22 protein-coding genes are annotated in these 19,980 nt (G+C 64.2%); all 22 read right to left on the bottom strand.

The genetic code is table 11. From position 1 onward, the window contains the following. Nucleotides 1–71: 71 nt before the first annotated feature. The gene (locus AUL32_RS22460; protein ID WP_062120240.1) at nucleotides 72–722 is read right to left on the bottom strand and encodes a hypothetical protein; all 651 of its coding nucleotides are present in this window, start codon (nucleotides 720–722) and stop codon (nucleotides 72–74) included. 3 nt (nucleotides 723–725) lie between these two features. Next, nucleotides 726–2,663 (bottom strand): AAA family ATPase, encoded by a 1,938-nt coding sequence (locus tag AUL32_RS22455; RefSeq protein ID WP_062120237.1) that lies wholly within the window; start codon nucleotides 2,661–2,663, stop codon nucleotides 726–728. Beyond that, nucleotides 2,660–2,878, bottom strand: coding sequence for a hypothetical protein (locus tag AUL32_RS22450; protein WP_062120234.1), 219 nt, complete (start codon nucleotides 2,876–2,878; stop codon nucleotides 2,660–2,662). Before AUL32_RS22450 ends, AUL32_RS22455 begins: the two co-directional genes overlap by 4 nt. Then, nucleotides 2,878–3,321 carry a hypothetical protein gene (locus AUL32_RS22445; protein ID WP_062120231.1) on the bottom strand — a complete coding sequence of 148 codons (444 nt, stop codon included), beginning with the start codon at nucleotides 3,319–3,321 and terminating at the stop codon, nucleotides 2,878–2,880. The genes AUL32_RS22450 and AUL32_RS22445 overlap by 1 nt, the downstream gene beginning before the upstream one ends. After that, nucleotides 3,318–4,418: a metallophosphoesterase gene (locus AUL32_RS22440; RefSeq protein ID WP_062120228.1), complete on the bottom strand. Its 1,101-nt coding sequence runs from the start codon at nucleotides 4,416–4,418 to the stop codon at nucleotides 3,318–3,320. Before AUL32_RS22440 ends, AUL32_RS22445 begins: the two co-directional genes overlap by 4 nt. 69 nt (nucleotides 4,419–4,487) lie before the next feature. Then, entirely contained in the window at nucleotides 4,488–4,892 is a 405-nt protein-coding gene (locus tag AUL32_RS22435) for a hypothetical protein (protein ID WP_156421579.1), read from the bottom strand. Continuing rightward, nucleotides 4,870–5,355, bottom strand: coding sequence for an ASCH domain-containing protein (locus tag AUL32_RS22430; RefSeq protein WP_062120222.1), 486 nt, complete (start codon nucleotides 5,353–5,355; stop codon nucleotides 4,870–4,872). The genes AUL32_RS22435 and AUL32_RS22430 overlap by 23 nt, the downstream gene beginning before the upstream one ends. Nucleotides 5,356–5,509: 154 nt before the next feature. Next, nucleotides 5,510–6,586, bottom strand: a complete 1,077-nt coding sequence (locus tag AUL32_RS22425; RefSeq protein WP_062120219.1) for a hypothetical protein — start codon at nucleotides 6,584–6,586, stop codon at nucleotides 5,510–5,512. An 11-nt stretch (nucleotides 6,587–6,597) separates the two neighbouring features. Continuing rightward, entirely contained in the window at nucleotides 6,598–7,005 is a 408-nt protein-coding gene (locus AUL32_RS22420) for a hypothetical protein (protein WP_062120213.1), read from the bottom strand. Nucleotides 7,006–7,008: 3 nt separating this feature from the next. After that, nucleotides 7,009–7,944: a 5'-3' exonuclease H3TH domain-containing protein gene (locus AUL32_RS22415; protein WP_062120211.1), complete on the bottom strand. Its 936-nt coding sequence runs from the start codon at nucleotides 7,942–7,944 to the stop codon at nucleotides 7,009–7,011. Beyond that, nucleotides 7,944–8,204 carry a hypothetical protein gene (locus tag AUL32_RS22410; RefSeq protein WP_062120208.1) on the bottom strand — a complete coding sequence of 87 codons (261 nt, stop codon included), beginning with the start codon at nucleotides 8,202–8,204 and terminating at the stop codon, nucleotides 7,944–7,946. The genes AUL32_RS22415 and AUL32_RS22410 overlap by 1 nt, the downstream gene beginning before the upstream one ends. A gap of 109 nt (nucleotides 8,205–8,313) precedes the next feature. Next, nucleotides 8,314–9,297, bottom strand: a complete 984-nt coding sequence (locus tag AUL32_RS22405; protein WP_062120205.1) for a hypothetical protein — start codon at nucleotides 9,295–9,297, stop codon at nucleotides 8,314–8,316. A gap of 146 nt (nucleotides 9,298–9,443) precedes the next feature. Next, nucleotides 9,444–9,668 carry a hypothetical protein gene (locus tag AUL32_RS22400; protein ID WP_244498020.1) on the bottom strand — a complete coding sequence of 75 codons (225 nt, stop codon included), beginning with the start codon at nucleotides 9,666–9,668 and terminating at the stop codon, nucleotides 9,444–9,446. Next, nucleotides 9,665–9,913 (bottom strand): hypothetical protein, encoded by a 249-nt coding sequence (locus AUL32_RS22395; protein WP_062120202.1) that lies wholly within the window; start codon nucleotides 9,911–9,913, stop codon nucleotides 9,665–9,667. Before AUL32_RS22395 ends, AUL32_RS22400 begins: the two co-directional genes overlap by 4 nt. A gap of 62 nt (nucleotides 9,914–9,975) precedes the next feature. After that, entirely contained in the window at nucleotides 9,976–10,533 is a 558-nt protein-coding gene (locus AUL32_RS22390; RefSeq protein WP_062120199.1) for a hypothetical protein, read from the bottom strand. A gap of 73 nt (nucleotides 10,534–10,606) precedes the next feature. Continuing rightward, nucleotides 10,607–13,984: a DNA polymerase III subunit alpha gene (dnaE, locus tag AUL32_RS22385; RefSeq protein WP_062120196.1), complete on the bottom strand. Its 3,378-nt coding sequence runs from the start codon at nucleotides 13,982–13,984 to the stop codon at nucleotides 10,607–10,609. A 1-nt stretch (nucleotide 13,985) separates the two neighbouring features. Continuing rightward, on the bottom strand, nucleotides 13,986–14,522 hold the full coding sequence (locus AUL32_RS22380) for a hypothetical protein (protein WP_062120193.1): 537 nt from the start codon (nucleotides 14,520–14,522) through the stop codon (nucleotides 13,986–13,988). A 16-nt stretch (nucleotides 14,523–14,538) separates the two neighbouring features. After that, nucleotides 14,539–15,159: a sigma factor gene (locus tag AUL32_RS22375; protein WP_062120191.1), complete on the bottom strand. Its 621-nt coding sequence runs from the start codon at nucleotides 15,157–15,159 to the stop codon at nucleotides 14,539–14,541. A gap of 10 nt (nucleotides 15,160–15,169) precedes the next feature. After that, nucleotides 15,170–16,351 carry an AAA family ATPase gene (locus tag AUL32_RS22370; protein ID WP_062120188.1) on the bottom strand — a complete coding sequence of 394 codons (1,182 nt, stop codon included), beginning with the start codon at nucleotides 16,349–16,351 and terminating at the stop codon, nucleotides 15,170–15,172. Nucleotides 16,352–16,484: 133 nt separating this feature from the next. Beyond that, nucleotides 16,485–18,974, bottom strand: coding sequence for a cobaltochelatase CobT-related protein (locus AUL32_RS22365; protein WP_062120185.1), 2,490 nt, complete (start codon nucleotides 18,972–18,974; stop codon nucleotides 16,485–16,487). Between the two features lie 47 nt (nucleotides 18,975–19,021). Beyond that, nucleotides 19,022–19,267 (bottom strand): hypothetical protein, encoded by a 246-nt coding sequence (locus tag AUL32_RS22360; protein WP_156421578.1) that lies wholly within the window; start codon nucleotides 19,265–19,267, stop codon nucleotides 19,022–19,024. A 129-nt stretch (nucleotides 19,268–19,396) separates the two neighbouring features. After that, nucleotides 19,397–19,837: a transcriptional regulator gene (locus tag AUL32_RS22355; RefSeq protein WP_062120179.1), complete on the bottom strand. Its 441-nt coding sequence runs from the start codon at nucleotides 19,835–19,837 to the stop codon at nucleotides 19,397–19,399. Between the last annotated feature and the right edge of the window lie 143 nt (nucleotides 19,838–19,980).

Below are 19,980 nucleotides of genomic sequence, written 5' to 3'. Positions count from 1 at the left end.
GGCCCTCTGTTGGAAAGTAAGCGCTTGCTTATCTTCTCATATAGCGAAGCGCAAATGGAAGTCTCGAGTTTTCAAGCCTCTTCGATCAGCACGCTCTCCGCGTAAGCAGCGGCTCGCGAAAATCTGTCAGCGCCTTCGTAGTGAGGTGCGAAGATCGTCGGCAAATTGGTAATCTCGCCGTCTTTGGTATGAAGCAGCATACCATCCTCCGGATGGATCCCCGGCCGGGTTTTGCCAATTTTATCAGCACCCAAAGCGATGATGTAGAACGCCTGCACATTGCCGGGACTGTAGGAGGGATAGCCCCTAACGTAGGCGGTAAGCCACTTCCCCTGCGGGTCGCGCACGGGATAACAACGCCACTTCATCGCGTCCTTCAGGAAAACGTCCAGACGTTCAGCAGTTCGGACATGGTCTGGGCCGGAACCGTAGCTCTCCTGATCTGCCTGCCGACACACCACCGAATGCTTGCATTCCCCGCGAGAACGAAGGTCGATCTGGCAGACTTGGGCAAGAAGAAACTGCGTGAAGTGATCTTTGGCCCTTACCACGACGAAGTCGCCGAGCTCCACCGATAGAGAGCAGTTAACCAGACAGGGCTTCCCCTCTGGTGCGAAGCGAACCTGCACAGCGCGGATGTCCGGTGTGCGTTTCTTTCGCGAGTCGCCAAGAAACATGTCTGGGTTCGCGCCAGCACCGAACGTCCGCTCAAAATCGCCCATTCGCTACCCGACCTCCTCGACTATCGACGTCTTTCCGTTCTCCTTGATGACGCGGATCTGCTGGGGAATCCAGCTTTTGAGGTCTTCGTGGCTGATCACGAACACCGACCCGCGCTCGCGTGCCTTCTCCTCGAGGACCGTCGTCAGCCGCTCGAGGCCGGCGCCGTCGAGGGCGTCGTCGATCTCGTCGCCGATGAACAACTCGATCGGCTTGGACGCGCGCCGCGCCACGAGATCCTGGAGCGCCAGCGCCGTCGCGAGCCGGACCTTGCGCTTCTCGCCGCCCGACTGGTTCTTGAACTGCTTCCCGCCCTTGTCGTTGACGACCTCGATCGTGAACTTCTCCTTGGCCTCGCCCTTGGAGTCGTTCGTCAGCGTCGTCCAGGTCGCCTCGATGTTCCCATCCGACAGCGAGGACAGGTAGAGCGAGGTCTGCTGGTTGAGGAACGGCGTCACCTCGTCGAGGATGTGCGCGCGCACGCCGGCCGGCGAGAACACGGCCACGACGTCCGACGCGATCTCGGACGCTTCCTCGAGATCCTTCAGCTTCTCGTTCGCGCCGGCGATCTCCTTAGTGAGCGTGTCGATCCGCTTGGTAATGCGCTCGACGGCCGCGTCGTGCGGGTTCGTCTCGGCCGCGAGATCCTTGCCCTTCTGCGCCGCCTCGCGCGCCGTGCGCTTGGCGTTCTCGACCTTGGTGTCGAGCGCGGCCCAAAGGCGCTCCTGCTCGCGTAGAGCGGCCAGGGACGCGATCGACGCCGACAGGTCTGTCATCGTCGCTTTGAACGCATCACGCGCTTCCTGGAGCTCCTGTGTGCGTTTCTGCGCGGCCTGATACGCTGCCCGCGACTTGTCGTAGAGCTCCTTGGTCTCGTTCTGCTCCGTCTGGATGCGCGTCTTGGTCGGCGCGATCTCCTCGGCCGTCAGGTCGCGCCCGCAGCTCGTGCAGGGACAGCCGACCTGGTGCTCGACGTCCTTGAGCTTCTTCTGCCCCTTCTCGAAGGTGTCCCGCAGCGAGAGGGCGTCGCGCTTGTGCTGCTCGGCCTGGTTCTCGGCTTGGGATGCGTCGCGGGTCAGCTCGGCAAGGCGCGTCTGCTCTTCGTTCACCGACGAGATTCGCGCTTCGACCGCACCGATCCCGGCGCGCACGTTGGCGATGTCGATCTTGTCGCGGTCCTTGGCTGCGTCCTGCGCCGCCTGGACGGCCTCGCGCACCTCGACGCCGTAGCGCGAGACCTGCGCGGCCTGGCGCTGGTTCCAGGCGTCGCGATCGACGTCGGAAGCGTTCTGGTCGGCCTCGGCCTGGTTGATCTGCGACTGGAGCGAGCCGAGCCGGCGATATTCGTCCTCGTGGGCGATCTTGGCCGCGCGCAGCTCCTCGCGCGCCTTGGTGAGCGCCGCCTCGAGGATCGTCACGCCGGACGCTTCCTCGACGATCAGCTTCAAGGTCTTGTCCGTCATCGCCGGCAGGTCCGGCATCTTCTCCTGCGCCGCGTAGATCGATGCGGCGAAGACCTCGAGCGGGCACCCGATCAGCTTGTCGATCGCGACCTGCGTGAGCGCGTCCTTGCCGAGCGTCAGATCCTTGAGCGTGCCGTCCGCGTTGTGCAGGTGGAGCGTGACGCGGTTCTTGTTGGCCTTGTGCTTGCGATGGCGCGCGATCGTGTAGAGCTGACCGTCATCGTCCAGCGTGACCGCGACCCGCGTGCCCTTGCTGGCCGCGTCGTTGATGACGTCATCGCCGGTCGCCTCGCGCGCCGTGACGCCGTAGATCGCCCAGCACAAGGCATCGAAGAGGCTCGACTTGCCGGCGCCGTTCGACAGCGCGGACGTGTCGTCGCGGTTCTCGCCCTGGATCAGCACGAGGCCACGATCGGACAGCGCGAGCTTGGCCTCGGTGATGGCTAGAAAGTTGGAAATCTCGATTTCCGGAAATTTCATCGGGTTTCCCTGAAGTTGTGGTGGACGATGTGGACCTCGGACAGGAGCTCGCGCATCTCCGCGTCGCTCTCCGGCTCGAACATCAGGTATTCGCCGGACTCGGTCTTGAAGGTCAGGCGCTTGGTGCCGCCCTGGCCGGTGAAGTTCGGCTCGAGCGTCACCTTCATGGGGCGCTTTGCGCGCTGCGAGCCATGCTGGCGTCGGGTGAGCTCCATCAGTCGTCGTCCTCCCTGTCCATGGGTTTGAAACCGACGATCTGGCAGCAGCCGTCGACGAACTCGTAGGCGTTCTGGATCACGCGGTCGGACTGGTAGACGGTCTCGGAGTGGTGAATGTCCTGCTTCACGATGAAGCCGGCGACATGCTCCCAGAGCTTCTGCTCCGGTGTCCGGTATTCCTCGTTGATGACGCCCAGGAAGAGTGCGTGGCCCATCTTCGCGACGCGCTTCTCGGCGTCGCGGCGGGTCATCAGCGTCCAGTCCTTGAGGTAGGAGAGGGAGACGCCACAGCTCTGCGCCGGCTCACCCTTTTTGTAGACCCAGGCGTCGTAGTTGCCTTCGCAGCAGCAGCACGCGCAAGTCTTCACCTCGAGAACCTCGCGGCCCTTCCTGTAGTATTCGGTGCGCTCGTCGCTGAAAATGAGGCCCTTGGTCGTCATGCGGCTGCTCCGGACAGGGATTGCACGTCCTTGAGGATCGCGCCGGCGCGCGCCTGGATCGCCGCAACACGGTCGGCCGGCCGCTCCTTGAAGGCGTGATCGACATAGGAGGCGACGGACTGGTTGAGCGTCGTCGTGGACGTCTGGACCTTGGTGCCGCGCGCGGACGGCTTCTCCTTGGTGACGGCCATATGGACGCCGACGGCGCCGGACTTCTTGAAGAAGTCGCGGAGCTGGTTGATCTCCGACTCCTTCAGGTTCTCGCCGCGGAAGCGCACGAAGTTGCCGTCGCATTCGAGCGCCATGTCGGCCGGATCGAGGTCGGTCACATCGACGAAGTTGGGCGCGTGGGACGCGCGGTGTTCGACCGAGCCGTCGCCCTTCACGAGGACGAAGCCTGCGCGCGTTCCGACGTCGCCCCAGGTCTGATGCGTGAGCGCGCCGACCGAGTAGCCCCGGTTTCCGAAGTCCTTGAAGTGGTGATAGTGGCCCGAGAACACGTTCCGGAAGCCGTAGGCCACGAAGAAGTCGGACGTCATGCCGTGATCAGGCATGGTCGAGAGCGTGCCGTCGAAGCCGACGTGCATGTGAAGGTCGAACTCGTCGATATGGGCGCCGAGCCGGTCGGCCAGGCGCTCGACGTCGGCGATCAGATCCTCGTGGCGCTTGCGCCAGGGCACGAACGCGAGGCGCGGCCCGCGGTCGAAGACGATCGAGTCCGCCTGGTAGAAGATCGTGATCCGGTTCGGGTCGATCGCGGCGAACGAGCGGAAGGCGTTCGACAGCTCCTTGGTGTCGTCGGACTTGAGGTCGTGGTTGCCGGGGATGCCGACGATCTCGAGCTCGGGGTGCCGCTTGAGGATGCCGACGAACGTGTCGTGCGTGAGGTTGAAGACCTCGGGGTCGAGCTTGCCGCGCGAGTGGAAGAGGTCGCCGTCGACGACGAGGACGCGGCCCTTCGCCTTGACGATGGTGTCGGCCGCGCGGTCGATCTCCTTCAGCGTCGCGGCAAGGCGCGTGTTCACGCCATCCTCGTTGATCGACGACATGGTCGACCAGTCGTGCGAATGGATGTCGCTGATGATCCCGTAGGTCATCGTCTCTCCTTATGAAACGTAAGCTCTTACGTATCTTATAGCGTTCGCGTCATCGGAATGCGCGAGGGATCAGAGCTTCTGCTTGCGATTGCCAGGCTTGTGGCGAAAGAACGTGAGCGGCAGGTATCGCTGGAGCGCGCCGCCGCGGCTCTCGTAGTTCATGATCTTGGCGAACTTGGAGTCCCGGAAATAGTCGAGCCGGGTGATCCAGACATCGTCCGTCTCGCGCAGCTTCACGCCGACGAACTCGATGCCCTTGGACCGCATGACGAGGAGGGTCTCGTCGTCCATCGCCCAGCACGCGACGCCCTTGCGGATCGCGTCCGAGATCGTCTTCTCGCCGGAGCGGAAGATCTCCTTCAGCCGGCGATGGGCGAGATAGACCCGATCGCCGGTCGGCAGCGTGTAGATGCCGCCGTAGGTGCGCCTGCCGCGCTTGACCAGCTCGACCTTATGCGAAGAAGCCTTCACCATGCGCGGGCATCCGCGAAGCGAAGGAGATCACGTTGGTCGGCTGCTCCTCGAAGGTCCAGATACCCTGCTTGCCGCGCACCGGAATGGGCTCGGCGTAGAGCTCCCGGTCCCGCAGGCGCCAGGCGTAGCGTCCGAGCTCCCACCAGCCGAAGAGCTGCTCCTCGCGCGTCACCTGGTCGACGAGCTCCTCGGTGATCTGCTCGCAGCCGTCCACGACGACCGTCCCAAGGAGACAGCCGAGCGGAAGCTCGTCCAGCGGCGGAAGCTTGGTGTCGGCGTAGAAGTCCGCGAACTCCTCGTCCTCGACGGCCGCGCGCTGCTCGGGCTTGAGGTTCTTGGTGGACGCGATCCCGATCCGCTGCCCGATCAGGGAGGCGGGCGCCGGCCAGCCGCGGGTCTCGTAGAACTTGAACCCGTGGACCGCGAGCGACGCAAACGGTTGCCAGATGGAAATGACCTTCATACGCACGAACCTTTCTCGTGACGATCTGTATAGTCACGGGTGCGCAGGGAGTGAATCCTGATGCGACGTTTTCGGACGGCATGACGAGCTTTCGGAGCTGGTGCGGAACGGAAAACGCCGGAGCTCGAGGCCCCGGCGTCGTGAGCGCGAAGCGTCAGGCCGCTTCTTCCTGGCCGTCTTCCTCGACGGCGACCGGCGCCTCGTATTCGGCCGGCAGGAGCTTGATCAGCTCGGGCAGGAGCCCTTCGGCCTCGACCTTGTCGGCGAGCGGCCCGCGATAATACTTCTTGCCGTCGATCCACTCGACGTAGGCGCCCGACAGCTTGAGGATCTTCTCGCCGATCAGGAACTCGATCAGGGACCGGGCGACCGCGAACTTGCCCGAACCGTCGTCCTGGAACTCGAAGCGATATTCCGCGGTCTCGAACGGCCGGGAGACCTTGTTCTTGATGACCTTGGCCTTGATGACGGAGCCGAGCACCTCGGCGTCCGCGCCCGAGCCCTTGGTGATCTTCTGCGAGGACAGCGAGATCCGCTGCGTGAAGAAGAATTTCGGGCTCTTGCCGCCCGGCGTGGTCTCCGGGTTGCCGTAGACGACGCCGATGTTCATGCGGATCTGGTTGAGGAAGATCGCGCAGATGCCGAGCTCCTCGCAGTGCTGCACGAAGGCCGGGAAGTGCGCCGACGTTGCGCGGGCAAGCGCCGTGTTGTCGTGCATCGAGCGCTGATCCGGGGTCTTCTCCTTGCCGGTCTTCTGGTCGTAGTAGGCCGAGTCCGGGACCATCGTGGCGAGGGAGTCGAACACCCAGCAGATCGGGGCGTCGTCCGGAATGACCTTCGCCTTGCGGACCTGCGAGCAGACCGAGACGCAGAGCGCGATCGACTCCTCGAAGGTCTTGGGCTTCTTGTAGACGAAGGCGCCGGTCGTATCGAGGCCGATGCTTTCCGCCTGGTCGAACTCGAAGGACCGCTCGTGGTCCGAGAAGCCCGCAAAGCCGCCCATGTCCTGCGCGGCCTTCATCGCCATCGTGGCGAGCGCGGTCTTGCCCGACGACTCGGGGCCGTAGATTTCGACGCAGCGCCCGACCGGCAAGCCGCCGTCGTAGGAGTGCGTCAGGGCGTGGTTGAGCGGCGGGAAGCCGACCGAGAGGAACTGCGTGACGGTGGACGGCTCGTCGTTGCCGCCCGTGATACCCGCGAGCAGGCCGGCGATGTTCTTGGCAGATGCCATGTGAGGTTCTCCTATTCGTCGTCTTCGATGAAGTCGATGTCGTCGGGCGTGCCGGTCTTCGGCTGGCCGACGAGGCGTTCCTGACCGCCGTAGCGCTGGACGCCGGTCAGGTTTGGCGGGCGCCCGGCCGGTGGCGCGGGCGAAAGGGGAGGGGGCAGGACGCTCGGGCCGGCGACGGGCGGCGGGATCAGCGCGTCGAGCGAGAAGCTCGCGGCCTCGGATGCGCCGGCGAGCGCGCGGGCGCTGGCGTGGGCGATCGAGAGCGTGCGCTGGAAGTGCGCGAACACCTTGTCCACGTCCTCGACGCTCATGCCGAGCTTGGTGACGGTCTTGGAGAAGCCCGCGATCCCGGTCGCGACCCGCTGCACGGCCGTTTCGATCGCCGACTTGCGCCCTTTGTCCTCGGATACGTAAGTCATTACTTATGCTGCCTCGCGTGCCAAAAGCGTGCCGCAGAACGGCGCGCACCAGTTGTCGAAGTCGCGCAGGATCGAGCGGAACACGAGCCGCTCGCAGAAGATGCGGAAGTTCTCGAGGTTCGGAGCTTCCTTCTTCAAGCGCATGTTGATCGGCGCCGGCCGATGCGGGCCGGAGCGCAGGTCCATCAGCGAGACGTTGCGCGCGAAAAGCTCTAGGCCCTCGCGCAGGAACCGCTCCACGATCTTCCCCTGCTTGGGGAGCGAGCCCTCGAGCATGAGGTTCGACAGGTTCTTGACGCTCTCGAACTCAGAAAGGAGCTTCACGGCCGTCTTCTCGCCGATGCCGCCGACGCCCGGAATGTTGTCGCCGGTGTCGCCCATCAGCGCCTTCATCTCGAGGAACTGGCGGGGCGTGGCGACGCCGTGCTTCTCGAGGAGGTTGGCCGGCGAGATTCGCTTGTCACGGATCGGATCGAACCAGGTCACGGACGGCCCGATGAGCTGGATCCAGTCCTTGTCGCCCGACACGAGGAGCGCCTTGTGGCCCTCACGCTCGAACTTCTCGACCAGGATGCCGGCGAGGTCGTCGGCTTCCATGTTGATCGCCTTGAGCTGCGGGACGCCGAGCAGCGTCATCGCCTTCTCGATGTAGGGGCGCTGGACCTGGAACGCTGCCTTCTCTGCGGCTGCGATCTTCTCGGACTTGGTCTCCTCGCGATCGCGGTTGGCCTTGTATTCGGTGAAGGCGTCCTTGCGCCACGAGCGGCCGTCCCAGAGCACAATGGGATGCGCCGACGGGTAGCGAACGAAGAGCGGGCGAACCGAACGGAGGAAGCCGAAGATCGCCTGGACCTCCTGGGCGCCGACCTTGAGCTTGGTGGACGCCTGCGCGGCGTGGCCGATCGAGTTGCCGTCGATGACGATGTAGGTCTTCTGCATCAGTCGGCCGGGACGAGAGGGAGAATGTAGACGTAGGCGCTGTCCTCGGCGTCGGCGTCGTCGCGCTCGCACCATTCATCGATCCAGCGCTGCATGGTCTCGAGACCGTTGACGGCCGTGCAGCCCTTGATGCCGATGTCGGCTGCGATCTGGTCGCAAAGCTCGCCAGCGGCCGTCTGCGCGCCGGTGTGGGAGTGATGAAGCGAGCGAACGATGCCCGGAACGGTCGGGTGCTCGGCTTCGACGAGAAACATCGTCATGGGAATGCCTTTCAAGCCGGTGCTGGAGACGAAAAGAGCGACGGGGGAAGGAGAAACCCCGTCGCTCTTTGTGGTATCGGCCCGTCGGAGAAACCGGGCCGACCGACGCTTAGAGGTCGTCGAGCTGCGAGAGGATGTCGGCCATGCCGTCGTCCTCGGCCGGCGCAACGGCCGGCTTCGCAGCGGCGGGCTTCACCGGAGCTTCCGGTTCGGCCTCGACCGTCTCGTCTTCCTCTTCAACAACTTCCGGCTCCGGCTCGGGAGCAGGCTTGGGCTTGGTGCGCGTGGCGCCCGTGAGCGCCGACGGCGTGGCAGGTGCGGTGGTCTCGGTCTCGTCGTCCTCGGCGACGCTCGAGCCGGCCGCGTTGGTGGCCGACGGAGCTGCGATCGCCTTCGGCTTCGGAGACGAAGCGAGCAGGCCGGCAACGGAGACGCCCGCGGTGGCCGCGATGGCGTTCAGCGCCTTGGTCTCGTCGCCGCGGAAGAACTCCTTCTCGATATGAGCCTCGAGGTCGTGGAGCTTCTTCATCGCCTCGGTCGGAACCGGCTTCGACGTGCCGGCGCCAGGCTGCACCAGATACTTGGTGTTCATGGCGCGACCGGACTTCTCGATCACGATGTCGATACCCTCGTTCGGGTCGAAGAGGTTGATACCCTCCTCGGCGTGCGACTGGACGATCGCGAGCACCTGGTCGAAGGTCGTCGGGGTGAGCTCGAGGATCTGCGGGTCATCCGACTCCTCGCCCTTGGTGCGGACGAGGGCGTTGATGATGACCGACTTCTTGACCTTCCACTCCTCGTAGAACTTCTTGGACTCGTCATCGATCGCCGCACCGATGGCGCGGTCGACGGCCGTGCAGATCGGGCAGGGCTTGTCGTGGACGACGCTCTCGCAGCCGACAACGGCGATCGGCTTGGCGTCCTTCTCCGGCTTGATCCAGTGAACGCCGAGATCGACCCACGGCTTCGTGGGGTTGAGCAGGAGACGGTAGCGGTTGCGGCCGTCCTTCGGCTTCACGCGCGAGCCGCTCTGACCATACTTGGCGCGGCCCTTGGCGACGAGGCTCTGGAGTTCTGCGGGCAATGCGGACATTCGGGTAGTTCCTTTTCAAACATGCGCTTAGCGCTTGGTGCTTTTGACTTGGTGCTGCTCGTCGAGCTTAGAAATCTAGATTTCTCGATTTCGCGATTTCTATATAGCAAGACGAGCAGAGGTTTTCGTCGAATAGTCGCTCGGGATCAGAACAACCCGAGCCAGGTGCCGACGCCGTGGATCCAGCCGACCGGGAACGCGAAGAGCCCGATGATGAGGAGGATCCAGCTCGAGGTCTGGATGCACACGACGATGTGCGTGACGGTCGCGGCGAGGGCGCCGAGAGCGAGGCCGACCCACAGGAGGATCAGCGCGACGATGCCGACCTTCACCCGGCTCTTGGTCGGGGCGAAGAAGGCGTTGCCAGTCAACGCGCCAGCCCTCCGATCGCGCCGGCAAGGTTCAAGGCGCGCTCAGCCTCCTTCTTGCGGTCAGCGGCCGACATGCGCAGGTCGAGGGCGAACGCCTCGTCGCGGTTGGCCTGCTCGGTCTGCGACGCCGCGTGGATCTCGAGGTCACGAGCCATCTTGGCGAACGGCGCCGTGATGGTCTCGACGCTCTGGCGAGCGGTCAGACGGCGGAACAGGGAGGCGAGGGAACGAAGGGCAGAGCCCATGGGTAGTCTCCTAAGACAGGGTTGGGATGTTGGGTGCGTCCGGAGCCGCCGGACGCCGCGGATCAGTCGACCTGGCCGGCCTGACGCAGGCGCTCGAGCACCTGGTCGCGCTGGGTCTTGGATTCTTCCTCGGCGATGTTCTTGCGCCGGATGGTGAGTTCGCCCTTCATCTCCTCGCGGGAGATCAGGCCCTCCTGGATCAGCATGTCGCGCCGGTGCCGGAAGGCTTCGACGGCGTGCTTGGCGATCGTCTCGATCTGCTTGGCCTCGTTCAGCGCGCCCTTCACGGCCCGCACCTGGCGATGGATCGCGACGTTGGCCGTGAGCTGCGCCTCGGTGATCTTGGTGCCCGCCTGGGACGCCTCGTCGCGCAGCTTGCGGTAGACGACGCTCTCGACCTGCTTGAGCGTGGTCTCGATGCGGTTGACCTGGAACGACGCCTTGGCCGCGATCACGCCGTAGTCGGAGAACAGGGACGCCTGGTTCGACATCGCGGTCGACAGATCGGTCGTCGAGTAGGCGATGTCCTTCTTGAGCTGGGCGGCGTCGATCAGGGGACGCACCTGGATTGCAGGGACGCCCGTGTCTTGCGTTTCGTTGGGTTCGGCTGTGTCGCTCATTGGCTCTCTTCGCTTGTTGCGTAAGTGCTTACTTACTTTATAGCGCAATCGCAAACGGATTTGCGCTTATTTTTCAGCGCCCGATCAGCTTCCGGACGGACGCGAAAACCTTGTCCATCTCGTCGGCCTTCTCGGGCGCGAAGAAGATTTCGCCGGGGTTGAACCCGATCACGAAATTGCAGTCGAACTCCTTGGAGTAGACGACCTTGCCGGCGACGTCGGACGCCTTGCCCTTGAAGTCGGGCATGAACGTGCGGACGGCCTGGGAGCCGACGAGCGCGATCACGGGCGGCTTGAGGAGCTCGATCTCCTGGCGCAGGAACGGCATGTAGCGGGCGATCTCCTCGGGGCTCACCTGCTTGCCTTCCTTCGGCCGCTTGATGAGGCCGGTCCAGTAGACGTCGGCGCGGTCGAGCTCGTTGTTCTCGAGCGCGGTCAGGATCGCGCGGGAGGACTTCGACTGCGACATTTGCCCCTGCTGCTCCTCCTCCCAATTCGGTGCGTCCGTGATGACCATGGCGCCGGCCTTCTTGCCGAAGAAGGGCTTCACCGGCACGCCGTCCGATCCGTCCTCGTTGGCAAAGCCGAACTGGCCCTGGTAGTCCGCGACGACGCCGAGGATCGCGAGCCGCGTGTCCTTGTCGTTCTGGAGATCGCGGTCGATCGGCATCGCGGCCGTGATGAGGCCGGGCAGGTTCTCGATCTGCGCCTTGATGCGCGAGGGGTCGTTCGACGGCACCTGGCCCGGCTCGATGCGCGCGAACGCGCCGATCTGGTTGAGGGTCTCGATCTTCGCCTTGTTGACGAGCCGCTTGTTCACCGCGTTCTCGAACTGCGCGATGTCCTCGAACCGGCGACCGGGCAGGGACTCGCGGGCCGTCACGATGGCGTCGGCCGAGCGCGTCGTCAGACCCTTCACGCGCTGGAAGGGCATCACGAGCCGGGTGTCGGTGACGATCTCGAAGCGCGCGGTCGAGTTGTTGACGTCCGGCACGTCGACCTCGATCCCCATGCGCTCGGCCTCGTCGATGATCGCGGGAAGATCCGCCTCGTCGAGGATCGTCAGCGCGGCCGAGAAGAACTCGACCGGGTAGTAGGTCTTGAGGAACATCGCCTGGTAGGAGATCAGCGTGTATTCGACCGAGTGCGAGAGGTTGAAGCCGTAGCCGGCGAAGCCCTCGATCTTGTCGAAGAGCGCGGCGCCCCAGGCTTCCGTCGAGCCGACGGTCTTCACGCAGCCCGCGACGAACTTGTCGCGCTGCTTCGCCATCTCCGCGGGCTCTTTCTTGCCCATGATCTTGCGCAGCTTGTCGGACTCGGCCGGCGTGTAGCCGGCGATCACCACGGAGATCTTCATGATCTGCTCCTGGTAGACCATGACCCCGAACGTCGTGTTCAGGATCGGCTCCATGAGCTGGTGATCGTATTCGACGTCCTCGACGCCCTGCTTGCGGCGATAGTAGCTCTCGGTGAGGCCGGCCTCGATCGGGCCTGGACGGTTGAGACCGGACGCGGCCGTCACGTCGTTGAAGGTGATCCAGCCGTCCTTGCCGAGCTCGCGCAGGAGCTTGCGCGCGCCGCTTTTCGGGAACTGGAAGATGCCGATCGTGCGCGCAGCCGCGAAGTTCGCCAGCACCTTCTCGTCATCGAGCGGGATCGCGGTGATGTCGGGCACCTTGGGGTGGCGCTCGCGGATATAGTCGAGCGTCAGCATGATCTGGTCGAGCGTGGCGAGGCCGAGAACGTCGATCTTGACGAGCCCCTGCTCCTCGACGATGCGCTTGTCCCAATTCACGACGGACGCGCCCTTGCGCCGCTCGATGACCGCGCGCTCGGTGAGATCGCAGCCACCGACGACGACGCCGGCCGCGTGCTGGCTCATGTTGCGGATCGAACCTTCGAGCGCTTCCATGATCGTCCAGGCGCTCTCGTTCTTGCCCTTCATCTCCTGGATCTCGGGGACGGCCGCGAGGGCTTCAGCCAGCGTCACGCTCTGCCCATGGTTGTCGGGCACATACTTCGAGCAGCGGTATTCCGCTTCCGGCCGATTGAACGAGCGCATGACGTCGCGGATCGAGGACGCAGCGCCCAGCTTGCCGAAGTTCGACACGCCGGCCACGCGCTCCTGCCCGTATTTCTGGATGATGTAGTCGAAGACCTCGTGGCGCCGATCGCGCATGAAGTCGAGGTCGGCGTCGGGAAGGTCGATACGATCCGGGTTGATGAAGCGCTCGAACATGAGGTCGAAGCGGATCGGATCGCATTCGGTGATGCCCATGAGATAGGCGACGAGCGAGCCGCCGACGGAGCCGCGGCCGGGGCCGACCATGATCCCTTGCGACTTCGCCCAGACGACGATGTCCTGCACCAGGAGAAAGTAGCCGGAGAAGTTCAGGGCTTTCAGCACCTCGAGCTCGTAGGCGAGGCGGGGCTTGTAGACCTCGAGGAGCTCGTCGCGCGTCGGGCAGTGGCCGAAGGTCTCGCGGGTGAAGCGCGTAGCCCAGCCCTTCTTGCACTCGGCCTTCACCGCCTCGAACTCGTCGGGCGCCATCTGCGGCAGCGAGACGGGGGACTTCGACCACTCGAAGGAGACGGAGTCGACCAGGACTTGCGTGTTGGCGATCGCTGCCTTGGCGAGCGTGCCCGCATCGCCCCGGCCGCGCAGCTTCATGCGCTTGGCGGCTGCGACGATCTCCTGCGTGAAGAGCGGCTGCTCCATGATGAAGAAGTCCCGGTTGAACGGGCTCTTGTGCCAGGGGTCCGACAGCTTGTTGTTGTTCGTGATCGCGCCCATGACCTCGCGGGCCGATGCCTGCATGGAGCCGTTGCCATACATCGCGGGACGCACCGCAAGGGGCTGGATGCCGTGCTTCTCGACCATCTCGCCGGCGATCGTGTTCACCGCGTCGAAATAGGCCGAGCGGGCGCCGATGATCGAGGCGTAGACGTTCTCCTTGCCGATGAGGCGCACGAGCTCGCCGACGATCTGGTCGGCCTCGGGGTGGCGCAGGAACGAATGGGTGTCGGACGTCGTGACCGCGACGTCATCGCCGGTGACGGTGCCGAGCGCGTCCATCAGGTCGCCAAAGGACAGGAGCGGCTTGTAGTAGAAGCGCTCGTCGGAGTTGGCGAGCGACAGGAGCCGGTAGAGCATGAGGAGGCCGGCGCTCGTCTTCACGTAGACGGTCGCGTAGAACTCCGGCCGGTTCTTCTGCTCCTTCGACTTCTTCCAGGTGTGGTCGTCGACCAGCATGACGCGGCACCCGATCACGGGCTTCATGCCGGCGTCCTTGGCTGCGTTCGTCACCGCGATCATCGAGGTGACGCTCATGGTGTCGGTGATGGCGATGACGCTCTGCCCGGCCGTCTTGGCGGCTTTCACCGCGGCCTTGGGGTTGAGGATCGACTCGCCGATCGAGAAATCGGTGCGGACTGCGAGCGCGGTATGCAAATCAGGCTCTCCTGATGGAAATGAAGCCCTCGCGGACATCGACGGCGCCGACGTGCTGGAGGATCTGGATTGCGGTGCGGGCGCGCTTGGCTGCGCCCTCTTCGTCCATGCCGAGCGAGGTCTTGAACGCGGCCATGAGCATGGTCTCGGCGAGCGGGCCGCGCTGACCCATGATCACGTCGGCCGCGACGCGCATCGAACCGAGCTTGGTCTTGAGGAAGGGGTTGATGCCCTCCTGCATGTTGCGGACGATCGACAGGTTCATCCCGTCGATCTTCTCGGCCATCTCCCGCACCGCGCCGGAAATGGTCATCTGGCCGGCGAGGTTGGCAGTGGGCTTCTTCTCGGGCGATTTGCGACGCGGAGCACCCGTCACGCCCAAACGCGCGCGTAGGGCCGTCAGATTGGCGACGGACTGCGGCTCGCAGCGCTCCTTGAAGATGCAGGAGGCGCAAGCCGCGGCTTCGCTCTTGAAGGCGAGCGCCGAGCCGTAGCAGCCAGGCGCGAGATCGACGGACGGTTGCTGTTGCGTAAGCATTTACTTACTTCCTTGCTTAAAGCCTTGCGCACGCGGCGCGGATCTCGGCCTGGATCGCGTTGCGCTCGGGCGCGGACGCATCCATCAGGTCGAAGACGAGCGCGGCCGTCAGGCGATTGTAGAAGGGCTGCGTGATCCCGCGGGACTTGGCAAAGTCCGCTCGCTCGCGCAGGCGATCGACCTCGGCCATGACCTCTTCGGGCTCCTCGCGCAGGATCACGACGAAGAGGCGCGCACGCTCGGAGAGCTGGCGCAGGACAGCGGCATAGAAGGTCTCGCGCGCCGCGATCTGTTCGGGATCGAGATCGTCGGACGCCAGAATGTCGGCGAGCGTCGGGCCATCATCGGCGTCGGATTGGGATGCGTCGATGGACGCGGCGACCGCTTCACCGTGCCGGCGCGTGACCTCGGTCTCGAACCAGCGGTTGATGTGCATTCGCATCCCGTTCCAGAGGAAGGTGCGGAAGCTGGCGCCGGCCGTCGGATCGAACCGCTTTGCGGCCTCGCACCAGGCGATGCCGAGCTCGGAGACGATGTCCTCGAGCGTGATGGTGCGCGCGCCGGCCGCATGGGCGCGACGCAGCACCTTCCAGGCGAAGGAGGTGATGTCCTTCTTGGAGTCCTCGTAGCGCTGCATCGCGAGCCCCTTACGCCCAGATCCGCTGCATGAAATCGCCCATGACCTGCTGGTCGATGCGCGACAGGCGGTTGGTGAAGGCCAGGCGCAGGCCGAGCTTCCAGTCGTTGCCGAACGCGACAGCCAGCTCCGCGGCCGTGATCAGCTCGCGCGGCGAGACGGTCATCGAGCAGCGGCCCTCGCGGAACTCGTCGCGAACCTTGTTGGCGAACTCCACGATCTTGACGGCCTCGGGCTTCTTCACGCGCGCTTGGCTCGAGACGATCGACGCCTCGACGTCCTTCTCGGGGTATTTCACCTCCTCGGTGACGCCGAAGCGCGAGTAGTTCGCGGCGTTCTGGATCTGCGTGCCCTGGTAGAGGCCAGTCTCGTCACCGCAGCCGTTCGTGTTGCCGGTCGCGACGAGGCGGAACTCGGGATGCGGGCGGATGATGCGGAACTCGGGCGGTGCGTCCTTGATGACGAGCGGCTTGCCCTCCATCACCGACTGGTAGACCGCGATCACGAAGGGCATGGCGAAGTCGTATTCGTCGGCGCAGTAGACCCAGCCGTTCATCATCGCCATCGGCAGCGGGCCGAGCTGGAACTCGGTCTGGCCGTCGCGCACGACATACTGGCCGAGGATGTGGCTCTCTTCGGTGTTGGCCGTGTGCTGGACGCGCGAGAACGGCCGGCCGGTGCGAGCGCAATACTGCTCCAGCGCCGTCGTCTTGCCGGAGCCGTGCAGGCCCCAGAGGTAGACGTTCTTGCGCAGGCGGATGCCGGCCATGATCTTCTTGGTGAGATCGATGTTGAAGACGTAGCGAGGATCGACGTCCGGCACCATGGCCGCGTCTTCCTCGTTGTGGTTCTCGAAGCGCTCCAGCTTGATGTCCTCGCCACGCACGTTCTTGGCGGCAGGCACGTCGGGCAGGCCGAAAATTTCGCGGAAGGTCGACATGACCGACTGCATCGAGCCCGCGTTCGCATCGGTGACGGAATGCGTCGCGGCTGCGGTCTGCGACTTGGCGCGCTCCTGGGCGATCACCTGCTCGGCGTAGGCCGACAGGATCGGCTCGCCCGGATAGGTCTGCTGGTAGCGCTCGATCGTCCACTCGGGATGGTGCTTCTCGAGGTGGCGCTTGATGACGTGGACGAGCATACCGTCCACATGGCAGGTGATCTTGTCGCCCTGCTTGGCTTCCTGCGTCATCGAATTTCTCCTTCTTCGTGCGCTGCGCTGTTGCTGATAAGTAAGTGTTTACTTGCTGACGCGATGGGACGCAAGCGAGCAAGTGACGGGATCGAGCGGGGTGTTCGATCGGGACGCGCCGACCGCTCGAGCCCTATTTCAGGAGGATCGCCTTCAGTTCGTTCATGACGACCTTCGGCAGAAGGTTGATCTGCGGGAGCACGACGCTCTTGGTGTAGAACGAGCGCACGGACGCATCCATGATCCCGATGCCGATCACGTCCACGCCCGACTTTTCGAGCTGTTGGACGGTCTGCTTGAGGTGCCACTCGCACGCCTTCTGCTCGCCGCCGGCCGGATGACCGTCGGAGAACACGATCAGCACCTTGCGCTCCTCCTGGCGACGCAGGAGACGCACGGCCGCGCGCTCGATGGACTCGCCATCGACGTTGCCGCCCATGCCCGGCTGCTGGTTCGCAGCGTAGGCGAAGCGCTTCTTCACGACCGGCGTCAGGCGCTCCTCGAACGTCTTGAAGAGGGGCAACCACATCGGCACCTGGCGCGAGTAGTGAATGCCGCGCCCGGCCTCGTAGTTGATGGCGTCGATGAGGCTCTGCGGGATCTGCTGGTAGCCGGCCGTCGTGAAGCCCATGACCTCGTTCGCGACGTTCACGCGCTCGAGGGTCTGCGCCAGTGCGTAGGCCGCGATCATCGCGGTCTGATACTTCGGCCCGCCCATCGAGCCGGAGAGATCGCACACGAGCGAGACGGCCGTCGCCTTCGAGCGGTGCTCCTCGCGCTTGCGGAAGACGCGATCATCGCCGGCCATCAGGCGGTGCAGGTTCGCCGAATGGATACGACCCGACCGGAAGCCTGGCACGTTCACCGAGCGCGACCGCGAGGCCATCATGCGCTCGACGTCCTTCTGCATCTGCCCGATCATCGTGCGCGTCTGCTCGTCCATCGAGACGAGCCATTCGTCCTGGTAGGCGAGCGCCTCGACCTCGAGCGTCTCCATGATGTCGAAGTCGGTCGTGAAGACGGAGTAGGTCGCCTCGTCGATCGAGCGCATAGCCGCTTCCTGGATGTGCTCGGCGACCTGGTTGGCGAGATCCATGCCGGCGAGCTCGGGCGCCTCCTCGGGCGAGAAGCTCTCGCCGTAGCCGCTGTCCTCTTCGGGCTGGTCGGGCTCCTCGTCCATGTCGGCGCGGTTCTGCTCGACATTGTTGCCGCCGCCCTCGGCCTCGTCGTCACCCTCTTCCTCGTCGGCCCCGCCATCCTCTTCGTCGCCGGCCTCATCATCCGAGCTGTCGGAGCCCGAGCTCGCCTTGGAGCCGTCGTCCTCGTCGGTCTCGTTGCCGGCCGCGGCCTCGTTCTCGCTGGCGTCCGGCTCGTCTACCTCTTCGTCGTCGCCGTCGTCATCGGACGCGCCGGCCGAAGCTTCGTCGTCAGCCTCGTCATCATCGCCGGCGCCCGCATCCTGATCTGATGCGTCGTCGGCGTCATCCTCATCCTCGCCATCGCCAGCCGAAGGAGCTTCGCCTTCGTCGGGATCGCCCTCATCCTTGCCATCGTCATCGCCAGCGGACCCTTCGTCGGTCTCCGGAGCGTCGGGGTCGGACTCGTCGCCATTGCCCGAAGCTCCCTCGTCCTCATCGTCGGCGCCGTCCTCGTCGTCGTCCTCTTCGTCCGCCGAGCCGCCGTCGCCTTCGTCTTCTTCCGCTGCATCCTCGCTCGAGCCTTCCGCTTCTTCCGCCTCGTCGGCGTCCTGATCCTCGTCGGTCGCATCGCCCGACTGGCCCTCGTCCTGGGGCTCTTCACCCTCGCCGGTCTCGCCCTCGGCTTCCGACGTCTCGTCGTTGTCGGCCTGGTCGTCGCTGGGCTCGTCGCCGGACGCCTGATCGCTATCCTCCTGGTGCTCCTTCTCGCCCTTGCCCTTGCCCTGCGGCTCGGGCGGCTTTTCAGGGTAGAGGATCGCGTAGACCTCCTCGGCGAGCGCGTAGACCTCGGACGACGTGCGGGTGAGGGGGATCTTCCGCTTGAGCTCGTCGGACATGCCGGCGAGGAGCTTGATCGCGTGCGGGTGCTGCCAGTAGCCATTGTCGTCCATCCACTCCTGGAAGACGTCCTGGCCGGCGATCGCGCGCATCATCGGAACCATGATGTAGCCGAACGCGGTATTCTGATCGCCCTTAGCGATCGCCGCGGCCGTGTTAGGGGTCGAGACCTTCTCGAGGAAGAACCGGCCGGTGCGGGCGATGTTGAACTTGGCGCCTGGGAAGGTCTCTCCCATGCGGCGCTCGATGAAGGAGTCCTCCATGATGTTGTGGAGCGAGGCCATGCGCCCGCCCTTGCGCGCGCCCTCCTTGCGGCGATCGAAGTCGTAGGCGCGCAGCACGATCGACCAGTCGGTGAAGAGGACGTGGGCGCACTCGTGATCCACGAACCCCTGGATGGCCGCGATCAGCTCGTCGGATGCGTTGTCCGGAATGTTCGGGATGTTGACGCTGATGGGCTTCAGCGTCCGGGGATCGGTCTTCACGTAGGCTTGCGAGCCGATCTGCGTGACGCGCAGGCCCTTGCCAGCGAGAAGCTGGACGAGCTTGGTGATGGCCTCGCGAAGCTCTACGATCCTGCGGTTCATTCCGATCTCCGTTTCTTCTTTGTTCTCTAAAGTAAGTAAGCTGTAACTTACGCTTCGAGATCGCGGAATACTACTGGTTTCACGTAGGATTTGAGCACCATCGAGTTCCCGAACGAGGGGATGACAATGTAGATGGCTCCACGGGTCGGGTGAGTCCCCGACACGACTTTCGTTTCGGCTGTTTCCTTGATGACGGCGTCGGGGATTTCTTCTGCGAGCGCATATGCCTGCTCGAAGGAGACTTCCGCGAAGAAGTCGTCGGGGTTCGCGGAAGATTGGATGCCATTGCTCATGCGAAAGTCACCTATGGTCTTGATTTCTGGAGCCTGCCTATCGGGAATAAGCAAGCGTTTACTTATCACGGCATTGTGAAAAAGAGCCGCGCGTAGCGGCTCCCTTACGAGGTAGCGTGGTAGGCCGGATCAGGCCGTGCGGGCGGCTTTGGTCGCACCACCAGAGACGACAGCGGCGATCTGCTCGAGCTGGGCCGACGTGAATACGGGGTCAGCGTCGTTTGCAGCCTTGCGCACCGTCTCGAGTAGGGCGACCTCGTTCGCGGACACGATGGTCCCGAAGATATTGGCGAACGCCTCATCGATGTTCTTGCCGCTCCAATACTGCTCCAGCGCGAGGCGGAACATATACCGAGGATCGGCTTCGATCACCTTGGCGAGGTCGTAGACGCGATCGAGGGGCACCTTCGCATCGCCACGCTTGAACATGGAGATGATGGAGGGGTTCTCGTAGCCGGCCTGCTCGGCGATGTCCTTCTGGGACTTGTAGGCCGCAATCGCGTCGATCTTCTTCTCGATGTAAGAAGCGATACGGGACTTGGGCTTGTCTACTTTAGGGGTCCGAGCCATTTTTCGTTCATTCCTTTTCTAAACACGCTACCTCGATCTCAATTGATCACAGCTTACTTATAGCAAGAGAGACATGGTCGTCATCGATCGCTGATCCGATTTTTCAGACGTTGCGTGCTGGGCGTCGGCGCGCTGTGGTGCCG

It is taken from the genome of Aureimonas sp. AU40, assembly GCF_001463785.1.
Classification (GTDB): domain Bacteria; phylum Pseudomonadota; class Alphaproteobacteria; order Rhizobiales; family Rhizobiaceae; genus Aureimonas.
Note: the sequence above shows the minus strand (reverse complement) of the source record. Positions and strands in the feature narration are given on the sequence as shown.